The 15083-nt window shown below is 67.1% G+C and carries 20 protein-coding genes and 1 pseudogene; 10 read left to right on the top strand and 11 right to left on the bottom strand.

What is annotated here, in order from left to right:
• Position 1 precedes the first annotated feature (1 nt).
• Together ACYVAN_RS14290 and ACYVAN_RS14285 are read right to left on the bottom strand one after the other, a co-directional pair.
• A complete protein-coding gene (locus ACYVAN_RS14290) occupies positions 2-1417 on the bottom strand; it encodes an amidase (RefSeq protein ID WP_460959687.1) in 1416 nt (471 codons plus the stop codon).
• Positions 1404-1613: a hypothetical protein gene (locus ACYVAN_RS14285; RefSeq protein ID WP_460959685.1), complete on the bottom strand. Its 210-nt coding sequence runs from the start codon at positions 1611-1613 to the stop codon at positions 1404-1406. Before ACYVAN_RS14285 ends, ACYVAN_RS14290 begins: the two co-directional genes overlap by 14 nt.
• Positions 1614-1715: 102 nt before the next feature.
• Between ACYVAN_RS14285 and ACYVAN_RS14280 the strand changes: the two genes are divergently transcribed.
• A complete protein-coding gene (locus ACYVAN_RS14280; RefSeq protein ID WP_460959683.1) occupies positions 1716-2597 on the top strand; it encodes an MBL fold metallo-hydrolase in 882 nt (293 codons plus the stop codon).
• 194 nt (positions 2598-2791) lie between these two features.
• Here ACYVAN_RS14280 and ACYVAN_RS14275 read toward each other — a convergent pair whose 3' ends face one another.
• Entirely contained in the window at positions 2792-3469 is a 678-nt protein-coding gene (locus ACYVAN_RS14275) for an HAD-IA family hydrolase (protein ID WP_460959682.1), read from the bottom strand.
• Between the two features lie 314 nt (positions 3470-3783).
• On the opposite strand from ACYVAN_RS14275, the gene ACYVAN_RS14270 reads away from it, so the two are divergent.
• A complete protein-coding gene (locus ACYVAN_RS14270) occupies positions 3784-3987 on the top strand; it encodes a cold-shock protein (protein WP_460959680.1) in 204 nt (67 codons plus the stop codon).
• Between the two features lie 1071 nt (positions 3988-5058).
• Positions 5059-5814, top strand: a complete 756-nt coding sequence (locus ACYVAN_RS14265) for a sulfite exporter TauE/SafE family protein (RefSeq protein ID WP_460959678.1) — start codon at positions 5059-5061, stop codon at positions 5812-5814.
• A gap of 81 nt (positions 5815-5895) precedes the next feature.
• On the opposite strand, the gene ACYVAN_RS14260 is transcribed toward ACYVAN_RS14265, so the two are convergent.
• Genes ACYVAN_RS14260 through ACYVAN_RS14250 form a run of 3 tightly spaced genes read right to left on the bottom strand, consistent with a single transcriptional unit; the run spans position 5896 to position 6831 of the window.
• Positions 5896-6168, bottom strand: coding sequence for a DinB family protein (locus tag ACYVAN_RS14260; RefSeq protein WP_460959676.1), 273 nt, complete (start codon positions 6166-6168; stop codon positions 5896-5898).
• Positions 6143-6343 carry a hypothetical protein gene (locus ACYVAN_RS14255; RefSeq protein ID WP_460959674.1) on the bottom strand — a complete coding sequence of 67 codons (201 nt, stop codon included), beginning with the start codon at positions 6341-6343 and terminating at the stop codon, positions 6143-6145. Before ACYVAN_RS14255 ends, ACYVAN_RS14260 begins: the two co-directional genes overlap by 26 nt.
• A complete protein-coding gene (locus tag ACYVAN_RS14250) occupies positions 6340-6831 on the bottom strand; it encodes a GatB/YqeY domain-containing protein (RefSeq protein WP_460959672.1) in 492 nt (163 codons plus the stop codon). Before ACYVAN_RS14250 ends, ACYVAN_RS14255 begins: the two co-directional genes overlap by 4 nt.
• A gap of 14 nt (positions 6832-6845) precedes the next feature.
• Here ACYVAN_RS14250 and ACYVAN_RS14245 point away from each other — a divergent pair, with 14 nt between their 5' ends.
• The 3 genes from ACYVAN_RS14245 (at position 6846) to ACYVAN_RS14235 (ending at position 8436) form a co-directional block, all read left to right on the top strand.
• Complete coding sequence (locus ACYVAN_RS14245; protein ID WP_460959670.1) at positions 6846-7061, top strand: hypothetical protein; 216 nt, start codon at positions 6846-6848, stop codon at positions 7059-7061.
• A 2-nt stretch (positions 7062-7063) separates the two neighbouring features.
• Positions 7064-7888: an arylamine N-acetyltransferase family protein gene (locus ACYVAN_RS14240; RefSeq protein WP_460959668.1), complete on the top strand. Its 825-nt coding sequence runs from the start codon at positions 7064-7066 to the stop codon at positions 7886-7888.
• A 185-nt stretch (positions 7889-8073) separates the two neighbouring features.
• Positions 8074-8436 (top strand): alpha/beta fold hydrolase, encoded by a 363-nt coding sequence (locus ACYVAN_RS14235; RefSeq protein WP_460959666.1) that lies wholly within the window; start codon positions 8074-8076, stop codon positions 8434-8436.
• 67 nt (positions 8437-8503) lie between these two features.
• Here ACYVAN_RS14235 and ACYVAN_RS14230 read toward each other — a convergent pair whose 3' ends face one another.
• Entirely contained in the window at positions 8504-8734 is a 231-nt protein-coding gene (locus tag ACYVAN_RS14230) for a hypothetical protein (protein WP_460959664.1), read from the bottom strand.
• A gap of 279 nt (positions 8735-9013) precedes the next feature.
• The gene (locus tag ACYVAN_RS14225) at positions 9014-9181 is read right to left on the bottom strand and encodes a hypothetical protein (RefSeq protein ID WP_460959662.1); all 168 of its coding nucleotides are present in this window, start codon (positions 9179-9181) and stop codon (positions 9014-9016) included.
• A 1-nt stretch (position 9182) separates the two neighbouring features.
• Here ACYVAN_RS14225 and ACYVAN_RS14220 point away from each other — a divergent pair, with 1 nt between their 5' ends.
• Positions 9183-9449, top strand: coding sequence for a hypothetical protein (locus ACYVAN_RS14220; protein WP_460959660.1), 267 nt, complete (start codon positions 9183-9185; stop codon positions 9447-9449).
• Between the two features lie 448 nt (positions 9450-9897).
• Here the strand turns inward: ACYVAN_RS14220 and ACYVAN_RS14215 are convergent, their stop codons facing one another.
• Positions 9898-10869 (bottom strand): AsnC family transcriptional regulator, encoded by a 972-nt coding sequence (locus ACYVAN_RS14215; RefSeq protein ID WP_460959658.1) that lies wholly within the window; start codon positions 10867-10869, stop codon positions 9898-9900.
• Positions 10870-10996: 127 nt separating this feature from the next.
• Here ACYVAN_RS14215 and ACYVAN_RS14210 point away from each other — a divergent pair, with 127 nt between their 5' ends.
• Together ACYVAN_RS14210 and ACYVAN_RS14205 are read left to right on the top strand one after the other, a co-directional pair.
• Positions 10997-12220, top strand: coding sequence for a metal-dependent hydrolase family protein (locus ACYVAN_RS14210; RefSeq protein WP_460959656.1), 1224 nt, complete (start codon positions 10997-10999; stop codon positions 12218-12220).
• On the top strand, positions 12217-13641 hold the full coding sequence (locus tag ACYVAN_RS14205) for a sodium:solute symporter family protein (RefSeq protein ID WP_460959654.1): 1425 nt from the start codon (positions 12217-12219) through the stop codon (positions 13639-13641). Before ACYVAN_RS14210 ends, ACYVAN_RS14205 begins: the two co-directional genes overlap by 4 nt.
• Positions 13642-13847: 206 nt before the next feature.
• Here ACYVAN_RS14205 and ACYVAN_RS14200 read toward each other — a convergent pair whose 3' ends face one another.
• Entirely contained in the window at positions 13848-14036 is a 189-nt protein-coding gene (locus ACYVAN_RS14200) for a hypothetical protein (protein ID WP_460959653.1), read from the bottom strand.
• A 267-nt stretch (positions 14037-14303) separates the two neighbouring features.
• Here ACYVAN_RS14200 and ACYVAN_RS14195 point away from each other — a divergent pair.
• Positions 14304-14447, top strand: a pseudogene (locus ACYVAN_RS14195) (helix-turn-helix domain-containing protein); the annotation flags it as partial.
• Between the two features lie 47 nt (positions 14448-14494).
• Here ACYVAN_RS14195 and ACYVAN_RS14190 read toward each other — a convergent pair.
• On the bottom strand, positions 14495-15040 hold the full coding sequence (locus ACYVAN_RS14190; protein WP_460959971.1) for a TetR/AcrR family transcriptional regulator: 546 nt from the start codon (positions 15038-15040) through the stop codon (positions 14495-14497).
• Positions 15041-15083: the final 43 nt, after the last annotated feature.

Genomic DNA, 15083 nt, shown 5'->3' with positions numbered 1-15083 from the left:
GCTACTGGCTGGGTGGCGGCGGAGCGGCAACGGTCTGCGTCGAGACGGGCCTCATGCCGCGTTCCTCCTCGGGAGTTCGGTTTCGCTCGTACGCGTGCGCGGCGCGCAGGAGGGTGGCTTCGTCGAGCGGGCGGCCCAGCAGTTGCATCCCGATCGGCAGCCCTGCGCTGTCCCGCCCGACCGGGAAGGACAGCGCGGGAACGCCGGTGATGTCGGCCGGTGCCGAGAGCCGCACGTAGGCATCCGTGACGGACTCGGCCGTGCCGTCCGGCCAGGTGAGGGATTCCTGGTCCTCGCGCACCGCGGTCACCGGAACTGTCGGCGCGGCGATCACGTCGATCTCTTCCAGTAGTCCGGCCCACTGCTGGCGCATCAGGGTGCGGGCGCGCTGGGCGCGCAGGTAGTCCCCGGCCGTCATCAGCTCACCGGCTTCGAGCAGGGTCCGGATCTCTTCTCCGTAGTCTTCGGGCGTTTGGCGCAACGTCCGCTCGTGGTAGGCCGAGGCCTCGGCAGCCATCAGTCCCCACTGGGTCGCCTGGAGGTAGCGGGCCATGGGGATCTCGACCTCGGTGAGCCGCGCGCCGAGGGATTCCAGCCGGTCGATCGCCGCGCGGACGGCCCGGTCGACTTCGGCATCGACGTGGTCAAAGAAGTGGTTGCGCGGCACACCGACGCGCAAGCCGGTCAGGTCCGAGTCCGCGGTGATCCGGTAGTTGCCCGCCGGGGCGGGCAACGAGGCCGGGTCGCGCGGATCATGTCCGGCGAGAGCGGGCAGGACCAACGCAGCGTCCTCGACGGTGCGGGTGATTGGGCCGACGTGGTCCAACGACCAGGAAAGGCTCGTCACGCCGTGGCGGGGTACGAGTCCGTAGGTCGGTTTGAGCCCGACGACTCCGTTGAGGGCGGCGGGCACCCGGATTGAGCCACCGGTGTCGGTGCCCAGCGCGAAGGTCGCGGCGCCCGTCGCCACAGCGACGGCCGAACCGCCGCTGGAACCTCCGGCGACGCGGCCGCTGTCCCAGGCGTTGTGTACTTGGGGAGTGATGAGCCCGTAGGCGAATTCGTGGGTGTGGGTCTTGCCGACCACAGCTGCCCCGGCTTTCGCGAGTTGTGCGGTGACCGTGCTGTCGGCCTCGGCGCGGTGCCCGTCGCGGACGCGGGAGCTCGCCGAAGTCGCCACACCCGCGACGTCGATCAAGTCCTTGAGGGCCACTGGGATCCCGGGCAGGGAGCTGTCGGGGCGTGCTTGGCTCGCCGCGCGGCGAGCCGTTTCCGCGGTGACCGTGACGTAGGCGCCCAGGCGTGGTTGGACCTCGTCGATGCGGGCGAGCACCGACTCGACCAGTTCGAGCGGGGACAGGCGCTGCTGCCGGATCTCGTTCACGGCGGCGGCCACCGTCAGTTCATAGGGATGCAAAGGTCTGTTCCTCTCCGGAGCGGTACGCGAAGGCGGGCGGGGTTTCGGCGAAGTCCAGTTCGCGCAGCGTCGAGACGACCGAGTGGACGTGGTCGGCGGTGGCCGCGAGGCCGCTGAGTCGTGCGGTGTCCGGTGGTAGTCCGGCGCGGGCGGCCCAGCGGGCGGCCTCGGAGGGGATGAGGGGGTCGGATGGCATGTGGCACTCCTCTGGCCGCAAAGGCTGATTATTTGCTTTAGAGGACCCTACGACGTACCGTCAACAAAAGCAAAGATATTGCCTTAAGGGGGAGTGGTGAGCATGTCCAACGAAAACCCGCCCTGGACCGTGGGCGAAGTCGTCGTTCACCGGATCGACGAGACATCCCTACCGCTCGCGACCGGCGCCTGGTTGCTGCCCGAAGCCACTGCCGACGTGGTCGCACAGCAGGAATGGCTGCGTCCGGACTTCGCTTCGGCCGACGGTCTCCTTCGCATCGACAGCCACAGCTTCGCGTTCACGGCGGGCGGCACGCGCGTGATCGTCGACACCGGCATCGGAAACGGCAAAACCCGGGCAAACCCGGCCTGGCACGATCTGCGCACCGGTTACCTCGAGCGGCTCACCGCCGCCGGATTCCCGCCGGAGTCGGTGGACCTGGTCGTACTGACCCACCTGCACGCCGACCACGTCGGCTGGAACACCGTCTTTCGCGGCGGGGAGTGGGTGCCCACCTTCCCGAATGCCCGCTACGTCACCTCGCACGCCGAACGCGAATTCTGGTCCGGCTACGACATGGACGAATCCCGGGCCCGGATGTTCCGCGACTCGGTGCGTCCCGTCGAAGACGCGGGCCTGCTCGACCTCGTCGACGCTCCCGTCGAGATCGCCCCGGGCGTGCGTCTGCTGTCGACACCAGGCCACACCCCGGGTCACCTCGCCGTCGAAGTGCGCAGTGGCGGCGAAACCGCTGTCATCACGGGGGATTGCGCCCACCACCCCGTCCAGTTCGCCGACCCCGCCATCACCAGCTGTGTCGACATCGACCCTTCCCAAGCTGAGGTGACACGACGTCACCTGCTCGCTTCGCTCGCGGGAACGGGGACGCTCGTGCTGGGGACGCATTTCGCCCCGCCGACTGCTGGAACCATCGTGGCCCATCGGAACGGGTATCGAATGAATCCGGCGGGTAAACCGAACTGAACGAGAGAACACTCGACCGTCTACCGCCGTCTCCGTCCCAGCCACCCCGGCGCGGTGCGTGGTCACTCCGGTGGAAGGCGATCGACACCGGGACGGCCACGAGCAAGCACACTGATCAGTGACCGCCCGCACGGGCCGAGATGATCACTGGCCTCCCTGGTGCACGGCGTGGCCGAACCGATCGTCGCCGTGGTTCAACCGGTGCCGGGCAGCTCCAGTAGGCCGTCGACGACCTCCACGAGGTCTCGCCCCGTCACGTCCGGTGGAGTGAACACGTCGCCGTAGTGGCCTTCCAGCCGCGCGCACCAACCAGTGGGACAACGGGCGTGTTTGGCGCCGTGGCAGTCCCAAGCGTGTACCGCGACCAGTGCCATCTCCTCCGGCATAACGCCGAGATCGGCGGCCGCGGTTTGGTACAGCCCGGCTGCGGGTTTCCAGATACCGGCCTGTTCGGCGGTGGTGATGGTTCGCACGTACGGGGCGAGTCCGGCTTGCTGGAGGAACTGCTCGGTGACCTGCCGGGAGCCGACGGTCAGGCATCCCACCGGAATCCCGGCCCCAGCGAGCTTGCGCAACGCCGGTTCGGCGTCGGGATGGGCCGGCAGTGTTCCGAAGCCCGCGAGCACGTGATCGATGGCGGATTCGTCGGCGGTGTGTTCCGTGGCGGTGCGCAGCGCTTGGCGCGCGACGGAGGGGAACGAGGTCGGAGTTTCGCTGACCGCCAGGCAGAGGGCATCTCGCTGGCAGCGCAGGAACCACGGATACAACAGGGTCGCGGGTTGCCCGATCTCCTCGAGCCGTGCGCCCATCGGCTTCAGGTCGAGCAGGGTTTCGAGAACGTCGAAGCTCACAGCGCGCAGACCAGGGGGCACGATTCCTCCTACGGCGGGAGCCGATCATCGGGAATGCCGCGACGGTATCCACCTGCTCGGAGCAGAGCAATCCAGTGTCGACACGAAAGTGGCGCGTCTGTGTCGTGGGGTTGTGCTTTTCCGGCCGGGGACGTGTAGGGTTTGTGTTGGCCGTTGGTTCTGGGTTCGTGTTTGCGCATGCTCGCAGGATGTTGATGCGGGCGAGCTTCTTTCTTTGGTTGTAGCTGGAGTAGGTGCCGTCTGAGATCACCGGCCCGGGTGGCCACGCGGTGTGGTTGCCCGTCATACACCCCAGCTCCCAGGAGGAGAAAGACATGATTAACGGAACTGTGAAGTGGTTTAACTCCGAAAAGGGCTTCGGCTTCATCGCCCCGGACGAGGGCGGCCCGGACGTGTTCGTCCACTACTCGGCGATCGACGCCTCCGGCTTCCGGACGCTTGAAGAGAACCAGCAGGTCACCTACGACGTCAGCCAGGGCCCGAAGGGCCCGCAGGCCGACGTGGTGCGGGCGGTCTGAGGACTGCTCTCTGCTTTTCCGGTGGCTCCCTCGCGCTGCGGGGGAGCCACCGCCCATTTCAGCGGCCTATATTTCAGCGGCCGCCTCGCAGATTGACCCGCGCTCGGTAACAGCGCGGCGAGGAAGGATTTCCATCAGCACGAACACAGCAGTACGCCCCCCGCGGCAGCAGTACAGCGGTATGTCGGCCACCGGCCGGAACTCCCGCCGCACCCCGACCCCTCGTGAGCACACCGAAGCGACGGACACGGTGACTCCCGTGCAGTTCGTCCAACCGGAACACGTGCGGGAACCGGAGCACCTCAGCCCCACCGCTGATCACAGCGAAGCGAGGATGCGCGACTTGCGTACACCGTTCGACCCGTCCTGAGGTCGACTGAAACTCCCTCCAGTCCAGTCCAGACCGGTGACCGGCATTCGGGCGGCTGGACGATCCTGAAGCGCGCACCGCCTCGAGGCCCCGGCGGCCGCGCGCACATCCCCGGGCCGCGCGCACATCGCGCCGCCCCGGTCGCAGCAAGCCATAGTCCATTGTGGAACTGCGGTGAACCGCGCGGACCAGCACATCGAGCGCGCGCAACCTCAGGCCGAGAAACGTCGTGCCGTGCACGTCGTCGAGCTGCGGCAATCCTTTCGGTGGTGTGCCGCGCGAATCCACCAAGCGCAGTAAACGTTCCACTGTGGCCGCTTCGCCCGTAATGACCGCATGGGTGCTTGGCCGCAGCCACCGCAGTTGAGCGTGCATCTCCTCGCAGCGCCCCATCGCATAAGTGATCCCGCTGCGGGCATGTGGCAACCCGCCCGGCCCGCGTGCATCGGTGACAACAGCCGCATCGCGTGACCCGACGCGCTGCCGGGATGGATATCATGTGGCCGTGAACGAGATCGTCGAGGTCGGCCGGGGACCCGGTCGCCGCGCGTTGGCGACTTGCCACCGCACTCGCAGCGAGACTGGCTGACCACCGGCGGAACCACGTCGGCGTATCCGTCTTCTTCCGCGGAGGGTGCTGTGCCTGCCAACTGCCACGACATGCCGCACGTCCATGCGGCGGCAGGTCGGTGACGGCAGGTATGTCGGTTCCGGTTCTGGTTCTGCTGGGAATGTTCGGGCTCGTCGGCGGCATCGGTATCACCGCTCTCGGCCCGGGTGGGGTGCTGCCCACGATCGGCTTGTTCGCCCTGACCGATCTGTCTCCTGCCGAGGTGGCCGGCACCGCCATCGTCACGCACATCGCGACGGGCGCGCTGGCCACGGCCGCCTTCACCCGATCCGGACAGTTGCGCGACCCCGAAACCCGCCGCACGGCCCTGATCCTGGCCGGAAGCGCAGTGCTCGGCACCCCGCTCGGGGTGCTGGTCAACACCGTGGTGTCGCAGCGCCTGTTCGGACTGATCCTCGGGGTGCTCGTGGCCGTGGTGGCCGCGCTGGTGTGGTATCGCGAGAAGCACCAGCCGGCCGCCACTCTGGCTCACCCGTCGGCACCGCTGGTGGTCGGGCTCGGGTTCGGCGTGTCCGCCGCCAGCGGCATCGTCGGTGTGGGCGGACCGATGCTCACCGTTCCACTGCTGATCGCCCTCGGCGTTCCCGTGCTGGAATCGCTGGCTTCGGCCCAAGTCCAGTCGATCGTCATCGCCGGTGTGGGCAGTCTCGGGTATCTGGTCCACGGCAGCATCAACTGGTCGTTGGCTGCCCTGGTCGGTATTCCCGAACTGGCCGGTGTCCTGCTGGGCTGGAAAATCGCGCACGCTTTGCCCACCCGAAACCTGAAATACGCTCTCGTGGTCACGCTGTTCGCCCTGGCTCCCTACCTCGTCCTGCACGGCTGACCACCGGCCACAGCACTGGGGCGCTGAAGTGCTGAGGGGAGCGAAGACCGGCGATCGCCCCGACCTCTCGGGGCCTCGGCGTTACCCGGTCCGGTGGCGGTAAAGGTCGCGCAGCAGTGCGATCTCGGCACCGTGGTGGATGACCTCGCGATTGATGTGCAGCACCAGTTCAGCCATCGAAGCGTCTGCCCACGGGCCCTCCGCCGGTCCGCACGGGGCGGCAAGCTCCTCGACGGTCAGGCCGAGCACACCGGTGCTCCAGTTGTGGTAGGCCTCATCGAGTTGGCGCAGTGCCAGCGTGGCAGTGCCCGCGTACGGGAAAGACTGATCATACGAAGTCAGCGGTGAACTCACCCCCTCCGTCCGCAGCACCAGGAGTGCTGGTCTTCCGGGGGCGCACGTTCCAGCACCCGTCGACCGGCTCCCAGAAGTACTCGGCGTCGACCAGTCCGTCCAATCGTGGGCGCAGCTGCTCGCGCCAATGCCAATCAAGCTGATCATGCAGCTGCGCGCCCGCACCGACGGTCATGGCCTGACCATACGGTCCGGAACCGACATGTGCCGGTGAACCGGCGTCAGCCGACCGCGCGGCCATTGCGGTTGCGCCCAGCAATGGGTGCTGTCCGTTCGGATTCGAGGGACCACGTGCGGGTGTTCGGGTCGGAGCCCGCCACAGACCGATCGGCTACCGGCCACGTACCGGCCGGGCACGTCGGCTTCTGCTCGCATGCGCTGGGCGAGGTCGTCGCGGCCGAGTCGGTCGTACTCGTCCGCGACGACCGACCGCTGCTGCACTTGCGCTTCGATGGTTCCGCGCAGCTCCGGTTCGGTCAGGGGCAGACGTTCGACCTCCGCGGCACCGTGGCCGACGATCGCTCCTGCGACGTGTTCGCTCTCGACAGCCGAGTTCTCGACGACGGGTGCTGCGGCGTTGTCGATGGCTGCGAGCCCCGAGCGGAGCGCGGCGATGGCGATGGGGTCTTTGCCTTTGAGCGCTGCGGTCAGGTCCTGACGCAAGGTGGCACGCAGGTGTGAGGACGCTAATCTGGCCCGAAGGGCTGGACAACGTGTTTCTCGGGGCCGCGATCCCGAGCATCCACGCCGACAACCGCCCCGCCACCCAGCAGGCAGAGCCGTGCAGGGCGGCGGCACGGGAAGCTGCGAACTGGCCCTCCGGGACACTCCACGAGATGATCAACCGCATCACCCCGACCAAGGTCGTCCACTGGCGACCGGAGGAGCAATGACCGTGACCGACGAGTGGGCCAGCGACCAACTCGACCTCGACGCCTATCTTGCGCGCGTCGGCCACACCGGCGACCTGGCACCGACCGAGCAGACACTACGACGACTGCACCGCGCCCACGTGGCGGCGATCCCGTTCGAGAACCTCGATATTCCGCTCGGCAGGACGATTTCGGTCGAGCTGGACGACGTGCAAACCAAGCTGGTCCACGCAGGTCGCGGCGGATATTGCTACGAGCACGGAGTGCTGTTCGCCGCTGTGCTCGACCGGCTCGGCTACTCGGTCAACCGCCTCCTCGCCCGTGTCGGCGACCACCAAGGGCGTCCACCAGCACGATCGCACATGATGCTGCACGTCCACGCCGACGATCAGCAGTGGCTGGCCGACGTCGGATTCGGCGCCGGCCTGATCGACGCCCTTCCCTGGGGAGACGCCGGGCCGCAAGCCCAAGGCGACTGGAGCTACCAGCTGATGCCCCACGGCGAACGTGACTGGCAGGTCCTCGAGCGCCGCGGGGACGAGTGGAAGACCCTTTACAGCTTTGACGACGCACCCCAGCACGCCTCCGACGTGCTGGTGGCCAACCACTTCACCGCCACCCACCCCTCCTCGCCCTTCGTGAAACAGCTGGTGGTCATCCGCAAGGAGGGCGACGCGCATCTGCGGCTGCACGGCCGCAGCCTCAGTCGGATGCTGCCCGACGGCTCCACGACCGAGCGCGAACTCAGCGACACCGAGATAGAGGAGGCGCTGGGTGGCCGGTTCGGTATACGGCTGGCGCGCTCCGAGATCACCGCGCTGCTCGGGTCCCTGACCACGGCGCAGTGAGCCGACATCCGCTGCCTGAGCCCCACCGGCCGAATCAAGGTTGCATCTGCTCCCTAGGTAGGAGTTTACCGTCGAATCACCGACCGGCCGGAACAGGATGTAGGCGAGGTGCTGGTGATGACCAAGCTGGCCGAGGTTCACGACCGCGTTCGCAGTGACGGGCTGTTCGGTGTGAGAATGTGCCGGTGGGTGAGCGTTACCCGGTAGTGGATCCGTGCGAACACGGCATGCTCGACGTTGGCGACGGGCAACAGCTGTATTGGGAAACCATCGGCAACCCAGCAGGCATCCCGGCGGTATTCCTGCACGGCGGTCCGGGAAGTGGTTGCACGGTCGGGGCGCGCCAGTACTTCGACCCACAGGCCTTCTGGGGCGTGCTGTTCGACCAGCGCGGCGCCGGCCGCAGTCGCCCACTCGCCAGTGATGCGGGTGCCGACTTGTCCGTCAACACGACAGCGCATCTCGCCGAAGATGTGGAGCGGTTGCGGAAGCACCTGGGCGTTTCGGTAGCAGGCGCTCGACCGAGACCTGCTCGCGCACGTCTGTAGGCACATGGTCGGCCCCGCACCCACCACGTGGATGCGGGACCGACTGACTATGACAGCAGCCCTCCAGCTAGGCGTTGGCGTCGGCTATGGCTCGGAAGAGACGTTGAGGGTCTTCGGCGAGCCGGTTGCAGACGTAGAGCCACCACTCGGTGCCGAACACGACGTACTCCCGGGTGGGGTGGCCCCGGCGCGCCATTTCGTCGAGCCGGTCACGTCCGAGCCCGAGAAGGGTCTCGAACTCCCACGGGGTGTCTTCTCGTGCGCCATCCTGGAGGTGTTCTTCGAGCCTTAGGATCATGTCCAGCTCGGCTCGGCTGTAGCGAGTACGGCCTCGCTGTTTGCGGCTGAATTTCGCCGGCGGTTTCGTGCTGACGGGAGACCGGCGCCGCGGTGAGCTCGTGCTGGTCGGTTCCTGCTCGGCCGCCGGCGCCTGGTCCTGTAAGGGGCGGGAACCGGATACACACGTCCATGGTCAGTTGAGACTGATCTCCCCGTCGGTCAGCTGGCGCAGCGTGGGTTATCGGTAGCAACTGAACGGCGCGGAACGCTACAGCGTCCAGTTTGCTGAACAGTCAGCTCACTCACCTTCCGCCGCGTCGTCGGCGTGCGGCCGCCGGTCCGCCTCGGTGGTCGGTCCTCGCGGCCGTGTGTCGTGCGTGGTCGTCGTTTCCGCGCCCTCGGGTTGCCGGATTCCTTCAGCCGGGTCGGAGCTGTGTTCCCGCGGCTGCTGCTTCCGCTGCGTCATGATGTCGACCCTTCTGGCCACCGTCGCGACTTCGGCCCCGTACCGGTGGCGGCTGGATACTGTTCCAGTTGCTCGATCCCCCCTCGAAACGGACGAGCCGAGGACCGCCACCCCCGAGTACCCCGCGGACGCCCCGTGGACCGGAGCGGTCTCGGCTGATGACATCGACAAGGTCTATCCCGACGAAGTCACCCGCGACTACGGCGCCCTGCCCCCGGAGACGATGCGCCGCGTCGACGACGCGCTGCGCGTCGCCCTGGCTCTGTAAGCAGGGTCATCGACGCTGGTCCCGAGCCTAAAGGCGCTGAGTTGTCCTGTGTCGCGCCGTATTCGCGCCGGGGCGATCATACGGGCGGTGTCGCGAAAACCGCTCTATGGCGACCCGAACACGGTGCCGGCCGAGTAGGCCTCACGGGCAGTGGTCCCCACTACTTTGAGGCTCAGGCCACGACGGAAGGCGGCGCTGACGCTGGCCTACTCGTCCACTTCCAATGCCCCTGTGGCCGAGAGCCAGCACTACGCCCGCGTGCACGGGTGTGGACAGTGCGCCGCATAGAGCCTCTCACCGCCTCATGAGTGGTGCTGTGCGCTGGTGGAATACCCCGTCCGGGGTGATTGGGCCGGAGCAGTGCGCACGCCGAGAGACCTCCGGTATCGAGATCCGGCTCCCTCGCTGCCCCCACCATTTCCGGTTCTTCGTCAAACCCCGGTCAGGCTCAGCCGCCGCGGTGGGGCGTCCAGTAGCGGGTTAGTACGCGCAGCACCACGGACACCTCGAACGCGGTGATTCCGGGATGTTCACCGAGGTCGTCGGTGAGGAATGTGGCGAGGTCGTCATCATGCCGGAACAATCCCTGGTGGATCACCGAGGACGTGCCTGCAACCGTGGTTACGTAGCGAGCGGAGGGATGCATCGCAAGCGCGGTTGCGGTTTCGCGCATCGTGCTCGCCGACGTGGCGAGCGAGACCACCGCCTCGAGCGGGTAGCCGAGCAACGCTGGTTCGATCTCGACTCGCGGTTGCACCAGCCCGCGGTCCAGGAGCGACTGCGTCAGCCGGTAGGCAGTGGACGCGCTCTTACCCAGCTCTCGGGCGACATCGGCCGCGCTCGCCCGGCCGTCGCGCTGCAGCACGCCGGCGACCTCCCGTTCCTCGTCGCCGAACGGGTTCGGAGCGGACGGCAGCGGGCCGTGGCGGTGCTCGAACAGCTGCCGTTCCTGCTCGGCACCGAGCCGTTTGATTCGCCAGGACGATCCGGAGGCGTACCGGTGCAGCCCGGGCTCCGAGTGCGTGCCGACGATGTCGGGGATCGATGGCAGCGTCTTGGTCAGCAGGTCGGCTGCGTCGGCGCGGCGGGCCGGGTGCAGGATGCAGAACACGTCGGCGCGTCCCGTGGTGGTGGCGACGAACTGCGCCTCGTCGAGCTCCGCGACTGCGGCGGCCACCTGGTTCGTGCTGCCCGGTGTGGTTGAGATCCAGACATGGTGCGGCGTTGCACCGTCGAGCCACCACGGCACCTGCCCGACGATCCGGACCCCATGCTGTTCGCGCAGCCGTGCCATGCGTCTGCTGACCGTTCCCGTGGAAACCCCGAGCGCCGTGGCGAGTACCTGCATGCTCGCGCGCGGGGCGATCTGCAGCGCGGCCACCAGATCCAGGTCGCCGCCCTCGAGGGCGTCAGCGGACATGGCTTGTTTCTACCACGTACGCCCATGTGAATGATGAATGCCATAAGGCCCTCCACTGTTGACAGGTTCGCTTTATATCGAGAGTGTTTTTGGTCATAGTCCACTGCCGGAGATTGGAGCGTGCCTGATGGCCCCATCCCTGCTTGTCCGCAACGCGCACGTGCTCGACGTGGAAACGGGTGACTATCGGCAAGCCGACCTGCTGTGTCGCGATGGCCGCGTGGCCGAGGTCGACGATCGGATCACCACGTCCGCGGACGTACCCGTGCTCGACGCCCGTGGCGCGGCCGTCCTGCCCGGTCTCATCGACTGCCACGTGCACGTGCTCGCCTTCAGCGCGGATCTCGGCGAGGTCGCCGACGCGCCGCCTACCTACGCCACGGCGGGTGCCATCCGCAACATGGGCGCGATGCTCGACCGCGGCTTCACGACCGTCCGGGACACCGGCGGCGCCGACGTCGGCCTGGCCCAGGCGCGCGAGCGCGGCATGATCCGCGGGCCGCGCCTGATCTACGGCGGCAAGGCTCTGAGCCAGACGGGCGGGCACGGGGACAAGCGGTCTGTCGAGGAGAACCACGTCGACGACCACCCGTGCTGCTCCGGAACAGGCAGGGTCGTGGACGGCGCGGACGAGATGCGCAAGGCAGTCCGGGAAGAGCTCCGCCGCGGCGCCCACCACATCAAGCTGCACGCCTCCGGTGGCGTCTCGTCCCTGGGCGACCGCATCGGTTCCACTCAATACTCTGTGGGCGAGCTGCGCGCCGCGGTGGAGGAGGTCGAGGCCGCCGGGCGCTACGTCACCGTGCACGCCTACCCGCCGCATGCCATCAATCGAGCACTCGAAGCCGGTGTGCGCTGCGTCGAGCACGGCAACCTGCTCGACGAGCGCACGATCGAACTGCTGCTGGAACGGGAAGCCTTCCTCGTGCCGACGCTAGTCACGTACCACGCGCTGCACGCAGAAGGCCGCGAGTACGGCCTGCCGCAGGCCAGTTGGGAGAAGGTCGCCGAGGTGCTCGACGGCGGGCTCGGTGCTCTCGAACGCGCCGCCCGTGCCGGCGTGCGCATCGCCTACGGCTCGGACCTGCTCGGTGGGATGCAACGCAAGCAGAACGAGGAGTTCCGCATCCGCGCTGAGGTGCAGAGCCCGCTGGAGGTCATCCGGGCAGCGACAACCACCGCGGCGCGGCTGGTGGGCATGGACGGCGAAATCGGCACGCTCGCACCGGGGGCGCACGCGGATCTAATCATTGTGGAGGGCGACCCGCTCGACGACGTCACGATGCTGGCCGATCCCGCCAACATCCGCACGGTCGTGCAGGCCGGTGCCGTAGTTAGGAGCGGGCGATGACAGACACCGGCACCCTGATCACGATCTGCTGCTACGTCCTGGTGATGATCGGCATCGGGACCTGGGCCACGCGCAAGATCAAGAACAACCACGACTTCATGCTCGCCGGGCAGCGCCTCGGGAGACTCGTACTGATCGGCACACTGCTGGCGACCTGGACCGGCGCGGGCACGCTCATGGGCCGGGCAGCCTTCACCTACCAATACGGCCCGCTCGCGAGCATCTTCTACAGCCTGGGCGCCCCGCTGGGCATCCTGATTATCTACCTGTTCCTGGCCAAGCGGATCCGCCGGTACAGCAAGTACACGGTTCCCGAGATCATGCAGAGCCACTACGGCCCCTCGGTGCGGATCATCACCGCGGTTGCCATCCTGCTGGCCTACACGGCGATCATGTCGGAGCAAGTGCGGGGACTGGGCTACATCCTGCACCTGACGACAGGCTTCCCTGAGGGCGTCGCGAAGGTCGCTGGCCTGATCGTAATCGTGTTCCTCGCGTTCAGCGGCGGGCTGATCTCAGTGGCCTACACCGACGCGATCAGCGCGCTGCTCATCACCGTGGGATTGATCGGCGGGGTTATCTTCGTGCTGGTGGGCCTCGGCGGTTTCGGCGGGCTGACCGAGGCGCTGCCCGCTGACCACCTCACCTGGAGCGGCGGGCTCAGTACAATTCAGCTAATCGGCTACATTTTGCCGACGCTGCTGCTGATCCTCGGCGACCAGAACCTGTACCAGCGGATCGCCGCGGCGAGCAGCCCGGAAGTCGCGAAGCGTTCCACGCTCGGATTCCTCGCTGGGGACGTGCTCTTCTACGGATCGGTCATCGTGCTGTCCATGGGCGCGGTCGTGCTGCTGCCAGCGATCCAGCCCGACACGGCCATCCTACGACTGGCCACCGACTCACTACCGGGGGTCCTGGGCGGACTGATGCTCATGTCCGCCACCGCGTTCATCATCACCACGGGCAACTCGTACCTGCTGTCCTCAGCAGGCAACCTGGTACACGACATCTACCGTTCGCTAACGCGCAAGGAACACAGCTCCCGCAGAGAGCTACTGCTCACCAGGATCGCGATCGTCGTGCTGGGCGCCGGCGCGTTCGCCGTCGGCGAGCTCTTTCCCGGTGTGCTGGCGATCCAGGTGTTCTCGTACACGATGTACGGCGCCGTTGTCACTCCGTCGCTACTCGCGACGGTCCTGTGGAAACGGGCGACCTCGGCAGGGTGCATCACGTCCATGATCACCGGAATCGTCGCGACGCTGGTATGGGAGTTCGCCCTCGACAAGCCACACGATTGGAACAGCGTGCTCGTCGCGCTACCGCTGTCGGTACTCGCACTGATCCTCGGCAGCCTGGCAACCCAGCCACGCAGGTCCGAGCCGACCGCGAACTCGTCGGCGGTCGGCGCGAGTGAGCAGTAACCGGGGCGCGAGTGCGGTATCGGCGGCGATAGGCCGGAGGACGCTCTCCGCGTCACACAGGACAACTCAGCGACGTTTCAGTCTTCGTAAGGCTGTGCGCTGCGGCGATGTTCGATCCTGGCTCGCCTTCAAGCGTCACATTATGACGCTTGAAGGGGTCTGAGGAAGAACCGGGACAGATTGAACGCTAAGCCCCTGATCGCAGGTCAGCGTGCTTGCCCGTTCGGGTCGCGCTGCAGGGTGCGGTAGACGGTCGGCCGGGAGACGGAGAACAGCTCGGTGAGGTCGATGATCGTGTAGTCGCCGCTGGCGTGCATCCGTGGAGTGAGGCAGTCACAACGCTGCAGGAGCAGATCACCCACCGGTGCCTGCAGCTGCTCAACCGCGCCTAACAAGCAGGCCTCCTGCCGGCCGAGGCAGACCTGAGCTGGCCGCAACGCACCTACTATGCGCTACTCGACATAGCCATCCACGAACACACCGAACACGCCACCAACACCGACGAACTCGCCGATCGCGTCGTCACCACCCTCCTGAACGGCATCGGCACGAGAAGCCAGCAGCTACCCCAGTGAAAAACGCGGCATCGCACTCTCACGCGGCCGGAGGTCCACGACCCCGGGCCGCCCGTGTACCGCACCGATAGGTAGAAACCCAAGCTCAGTCCCCGGCAGGCCAAGCTGGCACGAGAGATGTACGAGGAAACCGGTGGCGACGGCAAACACCGCTACACCGTGAACCAGATCGCTGCCGAGTTCGGCGTCACCCGCCCCACCATCTACCGCCACCTCAAGCCCACGAGCTAACCGTTGATTTTCGGCGTGTGCTACCGGTACCCCTGTGCGTGGAAAGTTTAGGGCTTTCGAACGTGGTCCGCGTGCACCAGTGCTTCGAGCTCGGCTATGACGTCGTCGAGCGGGGCCGCGTCGTGCTTTGCCTGCGCTATGACGAGGGCGCCTTCCAGTGCGCTGAGAAACAGGGTGCTCACGGATCGCGCGCGTTCGGGGGGCATGCCGTCCGCGGCCAGGGATTCGGTGATCAGTTCGGCCCAGTCCGCGAAGGCCCGACTGGCGAGCTCGCGCGCTTCCTCATCGGTTCCCAGTGCTGCCGCGACGATCGGGCACCCGAACGCGTGGTCGTGTTCGGCGAGTCCGCGGCGCCACCAGTCCACTAAGCCTCGCAGCGCTGTCACTGTGTCACCCGCGTCGAGCAGGCGGGTTAGGAAGGTCGTGATGTCGGTCGAGGCCGAACGGGTTGCCTCCTGGACGAGCTGTGACTTGCCGCCGGGGAAGTGATGATAGATCGACCCCCTCGGAGTCCCGCTGTGGGCGAGCACGTCGGCTAACGAGGTCGCCTCCACCCCGCGTTCCTGCATCAACGCAACGGTGCTAGCCACCATGGCGGCCCGCGGTCGTGGATCGGCGCGCCGTGTCATTACCATC

This window comes from Parasphingorhabdus pacifica (assembly GCF_054779195.1).
The sequence above is the reverse complement of the archived record's forward strand: the minus strand, read 5'-3'. Positions and strand labels throughout refer to the sequence as shown.